Origin of the sequence: Lentzea kentuckyensis (genome assembly GCF_002150765.1) — a bacterium.
GTDB lineage: Bacteria > Actinomycetota > Actinomycetes > Mycobacteriales > Pseudonocardiaceae > Lentzea > Lentzea kentuckyensis.
In genome coordinates, this window is record NZ_MUYM01000043.1 from 121,991 (window position 1) to 140,989 (window position 18,999).

Annotated in this window: 14 protein-coding genes; 5 read left to right on the forward strand and 9 right to left on the reverse strand. The window is 68.7% G+C overall.

The window, feature by feature from the left end; translation table 11 throughout:
* Positions 1-3: 3 nt before the first annotated feature.
* From B0F77_RS21550 to B0F77_RS21560, 3 genes are all read right to left on the reverse strand, one after another.
* On the reverse strand, positions 4-885 hold the full coding sequence (locus B0F77_RS21550; RefSeq protein WP_143466841.1) for a cellulose binding domain-containing protein: 882 nt from the start codon (positions 883-885) through the stop codon (positions 4-6).
* Positions 886-921: 36 nt separating this feature from the next.
* On the reverse strand, positions 922-2,910 hold the full coding sequence (locus tag B0F77_RS21555) for an RICIN domain-containing protein (RefSeq protein ID WP_086664746.1): 1,989 nt from the start codon (positions 2,908-2,910) through the stop codon (positions 922-924).
* 157 nt (positions 2,911-3,067) lie between these two features.
* Positions 3,068-3,898 (reverse strand): hypothetical protein, encoded by an 831-nt coding sequence (locus B0F77_RS21560; RefSeq protein WP_086664747.1) that lies wholly within the window; start codon positions 3,896-3,898, stop codon positions 3,068-3,070.
* Between the two features lie 211 nt (positions 3,899-4,109).
* Between B0F77_RS21560 and B0F77_RS21565 the strand changes: the two genes are divergently transcribed.
* On the forward strand, positions 4,110-4,892 hold the full coding sequence (locus B0F77_RS21565; protein ID WP_211293914.1) for an alpha/beta fold hydrolase: 783 nt from the start codon (positions 4,110-4,112) through the stop codon (positions 4,890-4,892).
* On the opposite strand, the gene araA is transcribed toward B0F77_RS21565, so the two are convergent.
* The 6 genes from araA to B0F77_RS21595 form a co-directional block, all read right to left on the reverse strand.
* Positions 4,862-6,364 (reverse strand): L-arabinose isomerase, encoded by a 1,503-nt coding sequence (gene araA, locus B0F77_RS21570; RefSeq protein ID WP_086664749.1) that lies wholly within the window; start codon positions 6,362-6,364, stop codon positions 4,862-4,864. The genes B0F77_RS21565 and araA overlap by 31 nt on opposite strands.
* A gap of 17 nt (positions 6,365-6,381) precedes the next feature.
* On the reverse strand, positions 6,382-7,035 hold the full coding sequence (locus B0F77_RS21575; RefSeq protein WP_086664750.1) for an L-ribulose-5-phosphate 4-epimerase: 654 nt from the start codon (positions 7,033-7,035) through the stop codon (positions 6,382-6,384).
* Complete coding sequence (araB, locus tag B0F77_RS21580; RefSeq protein WP_086664751.1) at positions 7,035-8,720, reverse strand: ribulokinase; 1,686 nt, start codon at positions 8,718-8,720, stop codon at positions 7,035-7,037. The genes B0F77_RS21575 and araB overlap by 1 nt, the downstream gene beginning before the upstream one ends.
* Positions 8,721-9,171: 451 nt before the next feature.
* Positions 9,172-10,185 (reverse strand): LacI family DNA-binding transcriptional regulator, encoded by a 1,014-nt coding sequence (locus B0F77_RS21585; protein WP_245848508.1) that lies wholly within the window; start codon positions 10,183-10,185, stop codon positions 9,172-9,174.
* A gap of 83 nt (positions 10,186-10,268) precedes the next feature.
* Positions 10,269-11,708, reverse strand: a complete 1,440-nt coding sequence (locus B0F77_RS21590) for a family 43 glycosylhydrolase (RefSeq protein ID WP_086664752.1) — start codon at positions 11,706-11,708, stop codon at positions 10,269-10,271.
* Entirely contained in the window at positions 11,705-14,182 is a 2,478-nt protein-coding gene (locus B0F77_RS21595) for an alpha-L-arabinofuranosidase C-terminal domain-containing protein (protein ID WP_086664753.1), read from the reverse strand. Before B0F77_RS21595 ends, B0F77_RS21590 begins: the two co-directional genes overlap by 4 nt.
* Positions 14,183-14,385: 203 nt before the next feature.
* Here B0F77_RS21595 and B0F77_RS21600 point away from each other — a divergent pair, with 203 nt between their 5' ends.
* From B0F77_RS21600 to yjfF, 4 genes are all read left to right on the forward strand, one after another.
* Positions 14,386-15,351: an ABC transporter substrate-binding protein gene (locus tag B0F77_RS21600; RefSeq protein WP_169730961.1), complete on the forward strand. Its 966-nt coding sequence runs from the start codon at positions 14,386-14,388 to the stop codon at positions 15,349-15,351.
* A gap of 85 nt (positions 15,352-15,436) precedes the next feature.
* Positions 15,437-16,966 carry a sugar ABC transporter ATP-binding protein gene (locus B0F77_RS21605; protein ID WP_086664754.1) on the forward strand — a complete coding sequence of 510 codons (1,530 nt, stop codon included), beginning with the start codon at positions 15,437-15,439 and terminating at the stop codon, positions 16,964-16,966.
* A complete protein-coding gene (locus B0F77_RS21610) occupies positions 16,963-17,949 on the forward strand; it encodes an ABC transporter permease (protein ID WP_086664755.1) in 987 nt (328 codons plus the stop codon). Before B0F77_RS21605 ends, B0F77_RS21610 begins: the two co-directional genes overlap by 4 nt.
* A complete protein-coding gene (yjfF, locus tag B0F77_RS21615) occupies positions 17,946-18,947 on the forward strand; it encodes a galactofuranose ABC transporter, permease protein YjfF (protein WP_086664756.1) in 1,002 nt (333 codons plus the stop codon). The genes B0F77_RS21610 and yjfF overlap by 4 nt, the downstream gene beginning before the upstream one ends.
* The last annotated feature ends 52 nt before the right edge of the window (positions 18,948-18,999 follow it).

Here is an 18,999-nt window from a genome sequence, read left to right on the forward strand (position 1 = left end):
CCGTTACTCCACCGAGCACTGCGCGCCGTTGAAGGTGAACGAGGAAGGCTTCGCGCCGGGCCCCCACGCGTTGGCGTTGAAGCCGATCACCACCGATCCGCCGGGTGCGATCTGCGGGTTGTAGTCGGCGTTCAGGGCGTTGACCGTCGCGCCGGACTGCCGTGCCGTGGCGTTCCACATCTCCCGGACCACCTCGCCGCCGGCGAAGTTCCAGCGCAACGCCCAGCCGTTCGTGGCCTTCGTGCTGGTGTTGCGCACGGTGACGTTCGCCTGGAAGCCGCCCTGCCACTGCCCCGTGACCTGGTAGGAGACCGCGCACGGCTTGCTGGGCGCCGGCGTGGTGGTCGTCGGTGCCGGGGCCGGTGGCTGCTGCGGCGGCGGAGCGGCACCGGGAGTTGTCGTCGTCGGGGCCGGCGCGGGCTTCGAGGTGTCGGAGCCGTCGCACGGCGCGCCCCACAGGCCCCGCTTGGCCGCGGAGGCCTCGGACTGGGCGGCGATCAGCGGCCCGCCGTCGACGCCTTCCGGCCGCATCGCGCCCTCTTGCACGGCCAGCACCGCGTAGTCCGTGCCGTCCTCGAGCTCCAGGGTGATCTCGCCGGGCGCGAGGCCGGAGAACCGGACCGAGCTGGCCAGCAGCGTCTTCCGCGCGAACGCCAGCGCGGCCTCCGACCAGCAGGGCGCGGGCGCGGCCAGCGACGCGACGCGGACCCTCGACCCGTCGGCCAGCTCGATCGTGCGGCCGTCGATCACGTCGCGCACGACGGTGATCACGTTCTGCGGTGGCACCACCTCGCTGATCAGCGAGGGCGGTTTCACCGGGGTTCGAGTGGACGGTGGCGCGTCCGGCGGGTCAGCCGAGCAGGCTCCGCTGAGCAGAACCAACATCACCACAAGGTGCTTGCGCGCCACCGTCACTCCCGACTATCTACCTGAAACCGAAACCGCGGTCCAGCGCTGGTTCGCACCGGAAGTCGCGTGGTACAAACCGATTCGTGCGCCGTCTTCACGCGATTCGCCGACCACGTCGAGCAACGCTCCACTGGCGACGTTGACGAACGTCCAGCTGCCGTCCCCGGTGGACGACAGCACCCACCTGGCTGCTGGACTGTCGGTGGAGATCAGCGTCGCGTTACCGTCCACCGCGGCGATCCGCTGCCCGGTGGCGGTGTTGACCACGGCGAACTGCACGTCGTTGCCGTAACCGCCGGTCTTGCGCTCCAGCCGCCACACCTGGTTCTTCGCCTGGGCGTCGGTCGTGCGCTGCACCAGCGAGGTGCCGGACGGGGCGAGGGACTTGTCGCTCTGCGCACCGGTCAGCCGGTAGGTGCCGTTCAGCGCCTCCGAGCGGTTCATGCCGCTCACCCCGGTCACGTCGAACGTGACCACGGACTTCGCGGGCACGGAGAGCGTGGCCTTGCGGTCCTTCACCTTCACCGGGGCGCCCTTGACCAGCGCGCCGAACATGTCCGTCACGATCGGGCGCACCGAGGCGTTCGGCCGCACCGACCCGAACGCGGAGAGGTCCAGCGTCACGGCCTGCGGCTGCTCGGACTGGTTCAGGTGCACCACGGACTTCAGCTCGGTGTTGCGCACCGCCGCCACGTCCGTCTTGGTGTTGACCTTGATCATCCGGTCGCCCGGCTTGACGTAGTGGGTGAAGTTCCGCAGCGTGTGGAACTTCGAGTTGACCCGTGCGGGGCAGGTCGCGAGCGTGTCCTGCGGGCCGCAGTTGAACGGGATCTGGACGACGCCCCAGTTCATGCCGGCCGGCGTCTCGCCGCCGGGCTTCATGTTGTCGTAGTCCTCGATCGCCTGCCACAGCAGCCAGGCGCGCGGTTCGAGCTCACGCAGGTCGTCGATGACCCGTGCGGCGATGCCCAGCCCGGAGTCCATGGCGGTGAAGTTCTGCGAGTTGCCCCACGAACCGTCTACTTCGCTCATCCACAGTGGCTTGTCCGCGGCCTTGGCGATGTCCCGGGCGGACGTGCGGCGGTCCTGGCCGTAGGTGTGCACGTTCAACTGGCCGACCTGCGCGCGGGCCTCGGCCGAGTAGCCGGCCCAGTCGTCGGCGAAGATGCCGGGGTTGGTCTCGTCCGGAGCGGACACCGCCGCCTTCAACCGCTTGGCGCGCAACGCCTCCGCCAGTGCCGGCACGAGCTTCGCCTGCAGCGCCGGGCTCACGTGTGCGCCCTCCTGGCGGCCTCCCGTCGGGACGCCGTCGGGGCCGAGCGTGGTCTTCCAGTACGGGGTGTTGGGCTCGTTGAGCCCGTCGACCGTCGCGAACTTGATGCCGTGGGAGCGCTCCAGCTCGGCGGTGGCCTGCGCGAGATACGCCGCGAAGTCCTTCACGCGGTCCTCGCGCAGCTGGTCCGCGTTCGGGTCGAAACCACCGGACACGTAACCGCTGACGGTCTGGAACCACGGCGGGGAGTTGCTGAACGCCTCCCACTTGGTGACCTGGGACTTGATCCGGTCGACCCACCAGCGCTGGTTCGGGTCCGCCTTGGCGTCGAAGAACCGGGGATCGCCGGGCTTCCACCAGTCGGTGTCCGTGCGCTTCGTGCCCGCCGGTGCCTTCCACCAGCCGGGCACGGCCGCGCCGGCGCGCAGGTACTGCGGCACGTCCGGCGCGTTGCCGCCGCCGATGTTGTAGCGGGCGATGTTGAGGTTCAGCCCGTCCTCTCCGAACAGCAGCTCCGCGAGCTGGTTGCGGATCTCGTCGGGGTAGCCGCCGGTGGCGTTGGCGAACCACACCAGGCTCGTGCCCCAGCCCTGGAACGGTTCTTGCTGATAGGTCGGATCCGGCCGCACGGTCACGGACTCCACAGCGGCGGCGGCAGGGACGCCTCCGAAGACCACTGTGGACAGCGTGAGCGCCGAAGCGGCGAGAAAGGCAGGGAATCTGGTCATCGGTTCTCCGTTGAACGGGCGATGTTCACGCTAACAACTACCGAGGACCGTACAGTGCGTCAAGGCCTGCCGAGCGGTGGCGCATCCGCTCGGCAGGCCCCTGGGACGCTCACCCCCGAGGAGAGGCGGGCCCTGTTCTCTCTAACCCCGAGGAGAGTTACTTGAGCGAACAGGTGGCGAAACGTTCCAGTCCTTCCGGCTTGGCCGCAACCCGGCCGATCGCCGTCTCGATCCGGTTCAGCGCCGCGACCCGCTTGTCCTTCAACGGACCGAGAATCGCGTTCTGCACGAAGTTCGGGCCGCCCTGACCCGCCGACGTGCGCAACCGCTCGTTCGCCTCGGCCTGCTGCTTGCCGAGGTTCGCGAGCTCCCTGTCCACTTCAGCCTTGGCCTGAGCGGGCACGTTCTGCACGACGGGCAGCGGGCACTCGATCGTCTTCCCCGACGCCGACGACCCGGTGCCGGAACCGTTGTTGTTGTTCCCGTTGTTGTTGCCGTTGTTGTTGCCGTTGTTGGCGTTGTTGTTGCCGTTGTTGCCAGATCCTTGCGCCGGCGCCGGGGCCACCGCGGGCGCCGTGCCGAGGCCACAGGGCGCGAACCTTTCCAAACCTTCAGGTTTGGCGGCGACACGGCCGATCGCCGTCTCGATCCGGTTCAGCGCCGCGACCCGCTTGTCCTTCAGCGGGCCGACGATCGCGTTCTGCACGAAGTTCGGGCCGCCCTGACCCGCCGACGTGCGCAACCGGTTGTTCGCCTCGGCGATCTGCTTGTCCAGATTGGCCAGTTCACGCTGGACCTCGGCCTGGGCCTGCGCGGGCACCGCGGGTATGACGGGCGTCGGGCAGGCGATCGACTGACCAGCGCTGTTGTTGTTCTCCCCAGCAGCGAAGGCGGCGATCGCGGTGCCGACGGTCAACGTGGCGGCGACGGCGATCCCGGCGACGAGCACCCGCTTGCGCCGCTCCGGTTTTGCATGTGCTCTCGACATGTTCGAACCCTCACGAATCGGTGGACCAAATGTGCCGGCACAGCGGGATACGGACCGGGAAGGTCCAGGGTTCAACTACTTGTGAGCGTTCACAGCGGGTGGCATGCTGGCTGTCTCGTCACGCAGACCCGCACCTGCGCAGATTTTGGGGACAGCCATGCCATCGGGGCACAGAGTCGTGCACGAACAACTTCGCCTGAGAGTCCAGGGCGTGAACCTCGAAGTCGCCGCGGTCCGCCGCGGCGGTGACGACGAACCGATCGTGTTCCTGCACGGGTTCGGCACGAGCAAGGAGGACTTCACCGACATCACGCAGCGTCACGAGTTCACCGGGCGTGCTTTCCTCGCCTACGACGCACCGGGCTGCGGTGCCACGGAATGCGCCGATCTCCGGGCGATCGACGTGCCGTTCCTGGTGGACACGGCACGCGCGGTGCTCGAACGGGCCGGCATCGGCCGCTTCCACCTCGTCGGGCACTCGCTCGGCGGCCTCACGGCACTCCTGCTCGCCCACCGCGAACCGGGCAGGGTGCTCAGCTTCGTCAACATCAAGGGCACGCTCGCCCCCGAGGACTGCGCGCCGACCAGGCAAGCGCTTTCCCATCAGGAGCCCGGCGACCTCTTCGACCGGTTCGTCGCGAACCTGCGCCACGTGCCGGGCTACTCGAGCGGCCTGTACACGGCGAACTTGCCGCACAAGATCCGCCGCGGCGCCGTGCACGGCATCTTCCGCTCGGTGGTCGAGCTCGCCGACCACGGAAACCTGCTGCAGAAGTTCCTCGCACTCCCCTTCCCGAAGATGTACCTCTACGGCGAGGAGTGCGCGTCACTGTCCTATCTGCCGTCCCTGGACGCGAACGGGGTGGAGCTCGCGGAGATCCCGCACAGCGGGCACCTTCCGCTCTACTCCAACCCCGTCGCGACCTGGAAGCGAATCGCCGCCTTCTACGCGGGCGACCTGAGTCAGCGCATTCCCGCGGCCAGGCGGTGGTAGGCGGCGTTCCAGCGCAACCGGTCACCGAACTGGTCGGGGGTGGTCGCCGAGTCGATCAGCACCAGTTCGGTGGCCGCCATGGTGGCGAAGTCCCGCAACGTCTCCGGCCCGACCGCCTGGGTCAGCACGGTGTGGTGCGGGCCGCCCGCGGTGAGCCAGCACTCCGCCGACGTCGAGAGCGACGGCTCCGGCCGCCACACCGCCCGTGCGACGGGCAGCTTCGGCAGCGGCTCGTCCGGACCGACCACCTCGACCTCGTTGGCCACCAGCCGGAAGCGGTCGCCCAGGTCGGCCAGGCCGATCACCACGGCGCGGCCGGCGGCCGCGTCGAACACCAGGCGCACCGGGTCCTCCCGGTCGCCGATGTCGAGCCGGTGGATCTCGCACGACGGCACGCCGTCCGCGATCGTCGGGCACACCTCCAGCATGTGCGCGCCCAGCACCTTCGGCGTGCCCGGCCCGAAGTGGTAGGTGTAGTCCTCCATGAACGACGTGCCGCGACCCGTGCCGGCACCCATCACCTTCACCGCGGCGAGCAGCGCGGAGGTCTTCCAGTCGCCCTCACCGCCGAAGCCGTAGCCGTCGGCCATCAACCGCTGCACGGCGAGGCCCGGCAGCTGCCGCAGCCCGCCCAGGTCCTGGAAGTTCGTCGTGAACGCGCCGAACCCGCCGGCGTCCAGGAAGGACCGCAGGCCGATCTCGATGCGGGCGGCGTAACGCAGTGAGTCGTGCCGCTCCGCCCCGCGCGCCAGTTCGGGAGCGAGCCGGTAGGTCTCCGCGTAGTCGGCGACCAGCAGGTCGATGTCGGCGTCCGCCACCGCGTCCACGGCCTCGACGAGGTCGTTCACGCCGTAGGTGTTGACCGAGACGCCGAACCGCAGCTCCGCCTCGACCTTGTCGCCCTCGGTCACCGCGACGTCCCGCATGTTGTCGCCGAACCGGGCGAGCTTCAGCGAACGCAGGTGCGCGAGGCCGGCCGCCGCACGGGCCCAGCCGTCGACCCGCTCGGCCAGCTGCGGATCACTCGCGTGGCCCGCGACCGTCTTGCGCGCCACCCCGATCCGCGTCTGCACGTACGCGAACTCGCGGTCGCCGTGCGCGGCCTGGTTGAGGTTCATGAAGTCCATGTCGATCGTGGACCACGGCAGCGCCTCGTTGAGCTGCGTGTGCAGGTGCAGCAACGGTTTGCGCAGCAGGTCGAGCCCGGTGATCCACATCTTCGCCGGCGAGAACGTGTGCATCCACGCGATCACGCCGACGCACGACGGGTCGACGTTGGCCTCCTGCATGACGGCGCGGATCGCGCCCGCGTCGGTCAGCACCGGCTTCCACACGATCTCCGTGCTGATCCGGCCGGAGTCGGTGAGCATCCGCTGGATCTGCTGGGACTGAGCCGCGACCTGGTCGAGGGTCTCCTGGCCGTACAGGTGCTGGCTGCCCGTGAGGAACCAGATCTGGGGCTTGTCCGGCATGTGTTCTCCTTCTGGGCTCACTGGCCGTAAACGTTCTGGTAGCGCTCGTACAGAGCGTCGACGTGCTGCTGGTCGATCGGCTCAGCCTTGCCGAGCTGGAGTGCGAAGTGGACGGTCCGCGCGACGTCCTCCAGCATCACGGCGGACTTCACCGCGGACTTCGCGGTCGGGCCGACCGTGAACGGTCCGTGGTTGCGCATCAGCACCGCCCGGGACCTGCTGGACTTGAGCGTCTCCACAATGCCCTGGCCGATCGAGTCGTCGCCGATCAACGCGAACGGGCCGACCGGGATCTCCCCGCCGAACTCGTCCGCGATCATCGTCAGCACGCACGGAATCGGCTCACCGCGCGCCGCCCACGCCGTGGCGTAAGGGGAATGCGTGTGCACGACACCGTTCACTTCGGGCATGTGCCGGTAGACGTAGGCGTGCGCGGCGGTGTCCGACGACGGCGCGAACTCGCCCTCCACCAGATTGCCGTGCAGGTCGGTCACGACCATCGCGTCCGGACCGAGCTCGTCGTAGGACACGCCGGAGGGCTTGATGACCATCAGGTCGTGACCGGGCACCCGCGCGGAGACGTTGCCCGCGGTCCAGATCACCAGTTCGTACTTGGTCAGTTCGCGGTGCAGGTCGGCGACCGTGCGGCGCAGCTCTGCCGTGGCGGACATCAGTTCTTCTTCCCTTCCAACGCGTCCCGGCGGAACCTGCGCAGCCGGCGCATGACATCGTTGCCACCCCGGCCGAAGTGATCGTGCAGCTCCTGGTATTCGAGGAACAGCCGTTCGTACGCGTCGACGTTCTCCGCGATCGGCCTGAAGACGTGGCGCTGCACCGATCCCATGGCACCGGCGGCCTCGCGGATGTCCGCGAACGCGCCCGCCGCGACGGCGGCGTGCATCGCCGAGCCGAGCGCCGGCCCCTGCGCGGACCCGATGACGGACAGCGGCAGGTTCGTGACGTCGGAGTAGATCTGCATCAACAGCTTGTTCTTGATGAGCCCGCCGGCGATCACCAGCTCGGTCACCGGCACACCGGAGTCGGTGAACCCGTCGACGATCACCCGCGTGCCGAACGCCGTGGCCTCCAGCAGTGCGCGGTAGATGTCCTCGGCGCGGGTCGCGAGCGTCTGGCCGAGGACCACACCGGACAGTTCGTGGTCGACCAGCACGGACCTGTTGCCGCTGTGCCAGTCGAGCGCGATCAGCCCGTGCTCCCCCACCGCCTGCTCGGCGGACAGTTCGGTGAGCAGCTCGTGCACGGTGAGCCCGCGTTCGCGCGCCTGCTCGTGATAGGCGGGCGGCACCTGGTTCTTCACGAACCACGCGAAGATGTCACCGACACCGCTCTGCCCGGCCTCGTAACCCCAGAGGCCCGCGACGATCCCGCCGTCGACGACGCCGCACATGCCCGGCACCTCGCGCAGCACGTCGCCGCTCATCACGTGGCACGTGGACGTGCCCATGATCGCGACCATCTGACCGGGCTCCACGGCCTGCGCGGCCGGGGCGGTGACGTGCGCGTCGACGTTGCCGACGCTGACCGCGATGCCCTGCGGCAGACCGGTCCACGCCGCGGCCTCGGCCGTCAGGGTCCCGGCCTTGTCGCCGAGCGCGGAGAGCGGGTGGTCGAGCTTGTCGGCGACGAACTTCGTGAACGCCGGGTTCAGCGCGGCGAGGAACTCCTCGCTCGGATACGCGCCGTCCTGGTGGATGCCCTTGTAGCCGGCGGTGCAGGCGTTGCGGGTGTACTCGCCGGTGAGCTGCCAGACGATCCAGTCGGCGGCCTCGACCCAGCGGGCCATCGCCTCGTAGACCTCGGGCGCCTCCTCCAGGACCTGCAGGCCCTTGGCGAACTCCCACTCCGAGGAGATCAGCCCGCCGTACCGCGCGAGCCACGGCTCTTTCCGTTGCGCCGCAAGCTCGTTGATGCGATCGGCCTGAGGTTGCGCGGCGTGGTGGCGCCACAGCTTGATGTAGGCGTGCGGGTTGTCCGCGAACTCCGGCAGCTCGCACAGCGGCGTCCCGTCAGAGGTCACCGGCACCATCGTGCAGGCGGTGAAGTCGGTGCCGATCCCGATCACCAGCTCGGGCGCGACCCCGGCAGCCTCGACCGCTTGCGGGACGGCGGTCCGCAGCACGTCGACGTAGTCGGAAGGCACCTGCAACGCCCATTCGGGCGGCAACACCTTGCCCGACCCTGGCAGCGCGCGGTCCACTACACCGTGGCCGTAGTCGTGCACCGCGGTGCCGAGCTCGGCACCGTCCCGGACGCGGACGACCACCGCGCGACCGGACAGCGTGCCGAAGTCGACGCCCACCACACAGGCGTCGGGATGGATCGTCTTGTCAGTCACGCCCTGAGTGTTATCGCTAACATTCCGCCCGTCAAGATGCGGGCCGAACGTCGTGAAACCCGTGATGAACCGCAGGATGCCCACCAGAGTGAACGCACGACAAAACACCCGGTCGGCGGATCGCCTTCCCGCCCCTGGACCACCACCCGCCAGCTCACCGTTCGAGTGAACCAACGCCGCAGCCAGCACGCTCCGCAGTCCCCGCCCCGCCTGCCAGCGGGCACGCGGGGCCCTTTTGTCCGCTTCAGCGGTACGCGGGGTCCCCGCGTACCCAAAAATGAGGCTGATGGGGTTTGCGTGAGTGAACGGGCGCCACTGTCCACACAGGCTCGGTACCGCGTCCCTGGTCGCTGCCCGACGGATCACCACACGACCCGTCCCGCACCTGTCTCAGGGAACGCTCCGGACCCCGGCCGGCACGTGGCCGGCCGGGGTCCGAGATGCCCGCCGATCAGGACGGGAACGCCACGCTCTCCCGCCGCACCAGCACCGGCGCGACGGTCCTTCTCGACGGGACGGACTCGCCCTCGATGACCTGCTCGAGCAGCATCCCGAGCGTTTCCCGTGCCACCGCGGCGAAGTCCGGGCGGACCGTGGTGAGCGGCGGGATGAAGTAGGCGGCTTCCGGCACGTCGTCGAAGCCGACCACGCTGACGTCGTGCGGCACCCGCCGGCCGCGCTCGTGCATGGCCCGCAGCACGCCCAGCGCGAGGTGGTCGTTGGACGCGAACACGGCCGTGACCTCGGGCATCCGCGCCAGCATCTGGCCCGCCTTGTAGCCGGCGGCGGCGCTCCAATCAGCTGCCACCACCGGCGGCACCTCGGCGTTCACGGCTTCCAGCGCGCGCCGCCAGCCGTCTACCCGGCCGGCCGCGTCGAACCAGTCCTGGGGGCCCGACACGTGCCAGACGGTCTGGTGTCCCGCCTCCAGCAGGTGGGTGGTGGCCTCGAACGCACCGGCCGCCTGGTCGACGGTGACCAACGGCGTCCGGCGGTCCGGGTCACCGTCCACAGTCACCAGTGGCAGGCCGGCCGGCACGTCGGCGAGCGCGTCGGCGGCGGAGGCGTTCGGCGCGATCACCACGATGCCGGCCACGCGCTGGTCCCGGTGCCGTTCGACAGCGGCCGCTATCGACTCGCGGTCCAGCACCTTCACCCGGCCGACGCTCACCGCGAACCCGGCCTCGCCCGCCGCCTCCTCGAAGGCGGACAGGAGAGAGGCCGGGCCGTACAGCGTCGAGTTCTGCGCCACCACGCCGATCAACTGCGTCTTGCCGGTGACCAACGCCCGTGCCGCCCGGTTGGGCCGGTAGCCCAGTTCCTTGATGGCGGCGCGAACCCGCAGGCGGGTCTGCTCACGGACGTTCGGGTGGTCGTTGAGGACACGCGAAACCGTCTGGTGGGACACCCCGGCGAGGCGGGCGACGTCGGTCATCGCGGGGTCGCGCTGGGTCTTCTGATCCACGGACGGGCTCCGATCCTTTGGTCTAGACCGAGATGTTAGCGATCACATGTGTCGGTCCTGTTGCAGCGCACCCATTGTGACGCCTATTCGAGCCGGAACGTCGCACGTCGGCGCGCGTCGCGGTCGTTTCCGGGGCTGGCGACCACCAGTCTGCCCCGATCTTGGATGAGATAAGAATTTGCTCCAACATTCAACGAGATCGCCTTGTTGTCAGCGAGTCCTGGCACGCGCGTGAAGCTCGTCGCGCGACCGTAGGCGTCCGTGTCCTCGTACGGGTCGATACGGATCACATCGCCGTCGACGCGCACGTACCGGTCCGGGAAGTTCACCGACTGCAGCGCGACCGTGCCGGCGCCCAGAAAGCCCGGCACGAAGCGGAACTGCGAGTCGGCCAGCTCGCGGATGTTGCCGTCGAACCGCAGCCGGTACTCGTAGTGCCGCACGTGCAGACCGTCCAACGTGGCCAGCCGCACGATCGGGCCGCCCTTGCCGACCGGGACGCCGAAACTCGGTGTGCCGTCGTCGTTCCAGTACACCCGCTGCACGCGCGTGTGCCGGTTGGGGTCGAACAGCGGGTCACCGACGATGTCGCGGTAGTCGCGTGCGTGATAGACGAGCACGTCCATCGAACCGACCGTGGTGAACGAGTTGTGCCCCGGCCCGTACTGCGACGTCGGCGCGTTCGTGGTGAAGACCGGCTGAGCCGACTTGGTCCACGAACGGGCGTCGAGCAGGTTCGCGTTCTCGTCGGCGGTCAGCAGACCCATGCAGTACCGGGCGTCGGTGGCGCTCGCCGAGAACGTGACGAACACCCGGCCGTTGCGGATCAGCACCGCCGGCCCCTCGTTCACCCGGAAACCCTGCACCTCCCACGACGCGGTGGGTGTCGCGATGCGCACGGGCGTCGTCTTCAACGCCAGCGGCGAGGCCATCTCCGCGATGTAGAGGTTGGTGCCGGACCCGACCGCGGGGTCGTTCTGCGCCCACAGGAAGTAGCGCTTCCCGCGGTGCGCGAACGTGGTCGCGTCCAGCGTGAACGTGTCCAGATGCGTCACGATCTGGCCGCGCAGCACCCAGCCGTCCGCACGCGGGTCGGCGTTGGGCGACTCCAGCACGTAGGTGCGGATGCGGAACGGCTCGTCCTTGTCCCCGGCGGCGAAGTAGATGTACCACTTGCCGTCGATGCGGTGCAGTTCGGGCGCCCAGATGTAGCCGCCCATCTTGCCCGACGCCGGGCGGCGCCAGACCGTCCGCTCGCGCGCGGCGGTCAGACCGTCCAGCGTGGACGCACCGCGCACGACGATCCGGTCGTACTCCGGCACGGACCCGGTCAGGTAGTACATGCCGTCGGTCGGCGGCGTGATGAACGGGTCGGCGCGCTGCTCGACCAGCGGGCTGCGGGTCGGCAGTTCGGCGGGCGGTTCCGGCGCGGCCACGACAGGGGCGGAGGCCGCGAGACCCAGAGTTCCGGTGGCGGCGAGCACGCCGCCGGTGCCCAGCAGCAGGGATCTGCGGTCGATCACTTGCGGCTCCTGTCCTTGACGCGGAACACCGTGATGGAGTTCGGCGGGAACGTGTAGGTGAACGCGGTGCGCACGCTGATCTGCGACGTTCGCGGCTTGATCGGCTGGGCGAACTCGGTGTTGACGTCGTCCGGCCGTCCCTGCAGGACGGTCACGCGCGCGGTCGACGCCACCGGCAGGCCGAGGTCGATGCTGGTCTTGGCGGCGTTGTCCTGGGCGTTGACGACCTTGACGATCAGCTCGCCCGTCGCGTTGTCCCTGGTCACGACCTGCCGGAACGGTTCCACGCGCGAGTCGTCGTTGAACTCGCCCCACTTCTGCCCGTCGAGGAACAGCGCGACGTGGCGTCCGCGCACCTCGACGCGCACGTCGTAGGTGCGGCCCGTTTCGATGCTGGTGTTGTTGGTCATCAGCGTGCTCTTGGCGCCGGCCACGGACTTCTCCACGGCGGACTGGGTGTTGTTCCAGCCGCCGAGGTTCCACCAGTAGAAGTTGCCGGTGTCCCGCACGCCGAACGCGACGAGGAAGCCCTCACGCCCGGACTGCTTGGTGGCCTTGAGGTTGAGCGTGTAGTCGCGCCAGTCCCGCGAGCCCGCGGTGACGAGGGTGTTCTCGGCGGCGGCGTCGGACTGGACGTAGGCGCCGTTCACGACTTTCCAGATGCCCTTGTCGCCCTTGGTCCACTGCGCGTCGGTGCCGGAGAAGTCGTCGCTGAACAGCTGCTGACCGGCCGCGCTGGTGACCTTCACGTCGTCGTACGACGCCGCGGTGGCCCACGTCGAGAGGCCGATCGCGCCCGTGATCGGGCCCTGGGTCGACGGCGTGGCGGACGCGGTGCTGGGCACGACCTGGTCGCCCACGTTGTTCATGAACAGCTTCTGCGTCTCGTAGCTCGCCGAGCCCCACGACGCGTGGTTGTTGAACCAGATCATGTCCGGCTTCCACTGGACGTAGTCCTCGTTGGACAGCAGTGGCGCGTAGGAGGCGAGCTTCACGACGTCGGCGTTGCGTTCGAGGCCCGTCATGTACGCGGCTTCGCTCAGCGCGTTGAAGTACTTGTTGTCCAGGGAGGCGTACTCACCGAGGAACACCTTGGGACCGTTGCGGTCGTAGGAGTCGTACCGGTTGTTGTTCTCCAGGAACCACGACGGGCTGTTGTAGTAGTGCTCGTCGATCATCTTCGTGCCGGCCTGCTTGTTGAGCTGCCACAGCCGGTCGAACGTGCTACCGGTGTCGTCCGGGCCGGAGTTGCCGACGACGGTGATGTCCGGGTACTTGGCGTTGATCGCCTTGCGGAACTCGGTGAAGCGGGCGAAGTACTCGTCCGGCAGGTTCTCCTCGTTGCCGACGGCGAGGTGGGTCAGCTTGAACGGCTTGGGGTGCCCCATCTCGGCGCGCTTGCGGCCCCAGGTGGAGTCGGCGGGGCCGTTCGCGAACTCGATCAGGTCGAGCGTGTCCTGGATGTGCCGCTGCAGCAACGCGGGGTCGTTCGTGGCCTGGTTCTGGCCGCAGCCGGTGACCAGCGCGGGCAGGACGGGCAGCGGCATGGCGCCCATGTCCTCGCTGAACTGGAAGTACTCGTAGTAGCCGAGGCCGTAGGACTGGTTGTAGCCCCAGAAGTTCCAGTTCGTCGCACGCTGCTCGACCGGGCCGATGGTGTCCTTCCACTGGTACGAACGGCGGCGCTCGTAGTTCGGCGCGTCGTAGCCGTAGTGGCTGCCGGTGTTGACCAGGCAGCCGCCGGGGAAGCGGACGAAGCCGGGCTTCAGGGCGGCGATCTTCTCGGCGAGGTCGCGGCGCAGGCCGTGGCCCTTGTAGGTGTCCTGCGGCATCAGCGAGATCATGTCGAGACGCAGGGTCCCGGTGCCGCCGCCGGTGACCAGCAGGCGACCTGTCGTGGTGGACTTCCTCGCGCGGACGCTGCCGGTGTAGCGGGCCCAGCCGTCGCCCTTGACCTGGACCTTCACCGCGTCGCCGAGCGGATTCCCGGCCGGGTCGGTGATGGTGGCGGTGAGGGGGACGCTGCTCTGATCGGTCCGCGCCCAGACGGAGAAGTCGTAACGCTGCCCCTCCTGGACGGCGATACCGCTGTTATAACCCGAATTGATGACGCCGGCGGGCAGGCCGAGCCTGAGGTAACGGCGGTTGCGCTCGTTCATCCGGCCGCTGTCGTCGATCACGTCTACGGTGCCGCTGTGCGGCGCCCACGCAGTCAGGCCGGTGTAGGCCGCGTTGTCGGCCTTGTCGTACTCGAACGACCGGTTCTGGACGAGCTCGGCGTAGAGGCCACCGTCGGCCGCGCGGTTGATGTCCTCGAAGAAAACGCCGTACATCGTGTCGTCGATCGACGCACCCTTCTTGGTGGCGTCGACCTTCAGGGTGTAGTCGGTCTCAGCCGCCGCTCCCGAACCGGGAACGGCGGCGAGCAGGGAGGCCGCGAGTGCGGCGGACAACAGAACGTGCCTCGGGGACATTGGGTTTGAGCTCCCGGCGTTCGCAGGTGTTCGCAGCAAAAGTGAGCGCTAACATACGACCGCCACCAGGTCAGGTCAACGCTCACAATTCGTTATGGTTGAACGCTTGACGGGACCGATGTGAGCGTTCACTCTTGTCCACCTGACAGCCGCGGACTCGCGGCAAAGCTCCGCGACACCGTAGTCACCTCGGAGGAACCCCTGTGCTGAAGAAGATCACGACAGCCGCCAGCGTGATCGCGCTGTTCGCGCTGACAGCTTGTGGCTCTGGCTCGGGCGGTGGCACCGCCGCGTCCGGCGACACCATCACCATGGGCTTTGCCCAGGTGGGCGCCGAGAGCGGCTGGCGCACCGCGAACACCAAGTCGGTCCAGGACGAGGCGAAGGCCGCCGGGATCGACCTGAAGTTCTCCGATGCTCAGCAGAAGCAGGAGAACCAGATCAAGGCGATCCGCTCGTACATCCAGCAGAAGGTCAGCGTCATCGCGTTCAGCCCGGTCGTCGAGACCGGGTGGGACACCGTGCTGCTGGAGGCCAAGCGCGCCAACATCCCGGTGATCCTCACCGACCGCGCGATCGACTCGGACGACAAGACGCTCTACAAGACGTTCCTCGGCTCGGACTTCGTCGAGGAGGGCCGCAAGGCCGGCGACTGGATGGTCGCCAACGCCACCGGCCCGACGAACGTCGTGGAGCTGCAGGGCACCACCGGTGCCGCACCGGCGATCGACCGCAAGAAGGGCTTCGAGGAGAAGATCGCGTCCAAGCCGGACATCAAGATCGTCGCCTCGCAGACCGGTGACTTCACCCGGTCCGGCGGCAAGCAGGTCATGGAGGCCTTCCTCAAGTCCCAGCCGAAGATCGACGTCGTCTACGCGCACAACGACGACATGGGTCTGGGCGCGATCGAGGCCATCAAGGCCGCCGGCAAGGTGCCCGGCAAGGACATCAAGATCATCACCGTCGACGCGGTGAAGGACGGCATGACGGCGCTGGCGAACGGCGAGATCAACTACATCGTCGAGTGCAACCCGTTGCTGGGCAAGCAGTTGATGGACCTCGCGAAGAAGGTCGTCAAGGGCGAGCAGGTACCGGAGCGGGTCGTGACCGAAGAGGGCGCGTTCACGCAGGAGCAGGCCAAGGCCGCTCTCCCGAACCGCCAGTACTGATTCCTTCCCAACAGACTGCGGGGCCCGTCACTCTCTCACCTGTACCGGTGACGGGTCCCGCACCCCAGCGACGAAGGCTCCCGCCATGACCGAGTCACCGCCGCCAGTCGTCGAAATGCGAGGCATCAGCCTCGCATTTCCTGGCGTGAAGGCGTTGCAGGACGTCGACTTCCGGCTGTTCCCCGGTGAAGTGCATGCCCTGATGGGCGAGAACGGCGCCGGCAAGTCCACCCTGATCAAGACGCTGACCGGCGTGCACACCCCCGACAGCGGCTCGACGCTGCTGGCGGGAGACGCCGTCGCGTTCTCCTCTCCCGGCGAGGCGCAACAAGCCGGCATCAGCACCGTGTACCAGGAGGTCAACCTCTGCGCGAACCTCACGGTCGCGGAGAACATCCTGCTGGGCCGCGAACCCCGCCGTTTCGGCGGCATCGACTTCCGCGCGATGCGCGCGAGGGCCGCCGAGGTGCTGGCCCGCATCGGCGTGCACATCGACCCCGCGTCCGTGCTGGAGTCGCACCCCATCGCCGTGCAGCAGCTCGTCGCGATCGCCCGCGCGATCGCCGTCGACTGCCGCGTCCTGGTGCTCGACGAACCGACGTCGAGCCTGGACGCGGGTGAGGTCGCCGAGCTCTTCCGGATCATGCGGGTGCTGCGCGACGAGGGCGTCGCGATCCTGTTCGTCTCGCACTTCCTGGACCAGGTCTACGAGATCTCCGACCGGATGACGGTGCTGCGCAACGGAGCCCTGGTCGGCGAGCACCTGACCAAGGAGCTGGACCGGCGCGGACTGGTCTCGAAGATGATCGGCCGCGAGCTCGGCGCACTGGAGGCGATCGAGGACGCGAGCGAGCGGCACACCGTGTCCGGGCCGGTGCTCGTGCACGCGGAGGGCCTCGGCCGGCGTGGCTCCATCGCGCCGTTCGACCTGGACATCCGCGCGGGTGAGGTGGTCGGGCTGGCGGGTCTGCTCGGATCCGGCCGCACTGAGCTCGCCCGACTGATCTTCGGTGCCGACAAGGCCGACTCCGGCCGGTTGCTCGTCGACGGCACGCCGCTGCACCTGCGCGGCCCGCGCTCGGCGATCGCGGCCGGCATCGCGTTCTGCTCGGAGGACCGCAAGGGCGAGGGGCTCGTCGCGGACCTCAGCATCCGCGACAACCTGGTGCTGGCCATGCAGGCCGCCCGCGGGTGGAGCCGCCCGGTGCCGCGCAAGGTCAAGGACAACCTGGTCGAGAAGTACCTGGCGGCTCTGGACATCCGGCCCGCGAACCCGGACGCGCTGGTGCGCACGCTCTCCGGCGGCAACCAGCAGAAGGTGTTGCTGGCCCGCTGGCTGGTGACCGAACCACGGCTGCTGATCCTGGACGAGCCGACGCGCGGCATCGACATCGGCGCGAAGGCCCAGATCCAGCAGCTCGTCACGAAGCTGGCCGCGGAAGGCACCGCGGTGCTGTTCATCTCGGCGGAACTGGAGGAGGTCGTGCGCATCGCCGACCGCATCGTCGTGCTGCGCGACCGGCACAAGATCGCCGAACTGGACGGCGGCGCGAGCATCGACGAGGTCGTCGGGCTCATCGCCGGCGACCAGGTCGCGGAGAGGACGGCGTCGTGAAGAACCGCCTGCTCTGGCCGCTGATCGCGCTCGCCGCGCTGCTGGTGCTCAACCTCGTCGTCACCCCGTCGTTCTTCGCGCTGCGCATCCAGGACGGCCACCTCTACGGCGGCCTGGTCGACGTGCTCAAGAACGGCGCGCCGACCCTGCTGATCGCGCTGGGCATGACCCTGGTGATCGCCACCCGCGGCATCGACCTGTCCGTCGGCGCTGTCGCGGCCATCGCGGGCGCGGTCACGTGTGTCCACATCGGAGCGTCCGGGGACGCGGGCACGGCGTTCGCCGGCATGGCGATCGCGCTGGTGCTGTGCGCGTTGCTGGGCCTGTGGAACGGTTTCCTCGTCGCCGGCCTCGGCATCCAGCCCATCATCGCCACGCTGGTGCTGATGACCGCCGGTCGCGGTATCGCCATGCTGGTGACCGAGGGCCAGATCATCACCGTCAACAACACCCCCTACCGGCAGGTCGGCGCCGGGTTCCTGATCCTCCCGATCTCCATCCTGATCGCCCTCGCGGTGCTCGGTCTGGTCGCCTTCGTCACCCGCAAGACCGCGCTGGGCATGCTGATCGAAGCGGTCGGCGTGAACCCGGAGGCGTCCCGGCTGGCCGGCGTGCGGTCCCGGACGATCATCTGGACCGTGTACGTGTTCGCGGCGGTGTGCGCGGGCATCGCGGGCCTGATGATCAGTTCCAACGTGAGCGCCGCCGACGCCAACAACGCCGGGCTGTGGATCGAGATGGACGCGATCCTCGCCGTGGTCATCGGCGGCACCTCGCTCGCCGGCGGCCGCTACTCCCTCACCGGCACGCTGCTGGGCGCGCTGATCATCCAGACCCTCACCACGACCGTCTACACGATCGGTGTGGCGCCCGAGGTCACGCTGGTGTTCAAGGCGGTCGTCGTCATCGCCGTGTGCCTGGTCCAGGCGCCGAAAGCCCGTGCCGCACTCAGCTTCCGCTCCCGAAAGGTGGCAGTCTCATGACCGCTCTCACCCAGCGGGTCTCTCAGCGGGTGCCGGCGCGGTTCCTCCCGGTCCTCGCGACCGTGGTGCTGTTCGTGCTCACGTTCGGCGCCGGTTCGGCCAGCTACGACGGCTTCGCGTCCGGGCAGGTAATCGCGAACCTGTTCATCGACAACGCGTTCCTGATCGTGCTCGCCGCGGGCATGACGTTCGTGATCCTCAGCGGCGGCATCGACCTGTCCGTCGGATCGGTCGTCGCGCTGTCCACCATGGTGACCGCGGCGGGTCTGCGCGCCGGCTGGCCGGTGCCGCTGGTGGTCGTCGCCGTGCTGGTCATCGGCAGCACCCTCGGTCTGCTGATGGGGCTGGTGATCTACAAGTTCGACATCCAGCCGTTCATCGTGACGCTCGCCGGCATGTTCCTCGCCCGCGGCCTGTGCTTCGTGATCAGCGTGGAGTCGGTGTCCATCAAGGACAGCACGTTCCGCGACATCGCCACCGCCGTGATCGAACTGCCCGGCGGCGTCACGATCACCTACAACGTCGTGATCGCCCTCGTGGTGGTGCTCGTCGCGCTCTACGTGCTGCACCGCACCAGGTTCGGCCGGTCGGTGTACGCGGTGGGCGGCAACGAGCAGTCGGCGCTGCTGATGGGTCTGAAGACCGCGCGGACCAAGGTCGGCGTCTACGTGATCAGCGGCTTCTGCTCGGCCCTGGCCGGGCTGCTGTTCAGCCTCTACATGCTGTCCGGCTACGGCCTGCACGCCGTCGGCATGGAGCTCGACGCGATCGCGGCGGTCGTCATCGGCGGCACGCTGCTCGCGGGCGGCGTCGGCTACGTGCTCGGCTCGCTGGCCGGCGTGCTGGTCCTCGGCACGATCCAGACGCTGATCTCGTTCCAGGGCACGCTCAGCTCGTGGTGGACCAAGATCGTGATCGGCGCCCTTCTGCTGGTCTTCATCGCGGTGCAGCGAGGCCTCGCCCGCGGCCCGCGACGGCGGCAGACGCTGACGACCTGATCTTCGTCGGACGAGCCGCCCGCACGGGAATGCGGGCGGCTCGTCCGACGTT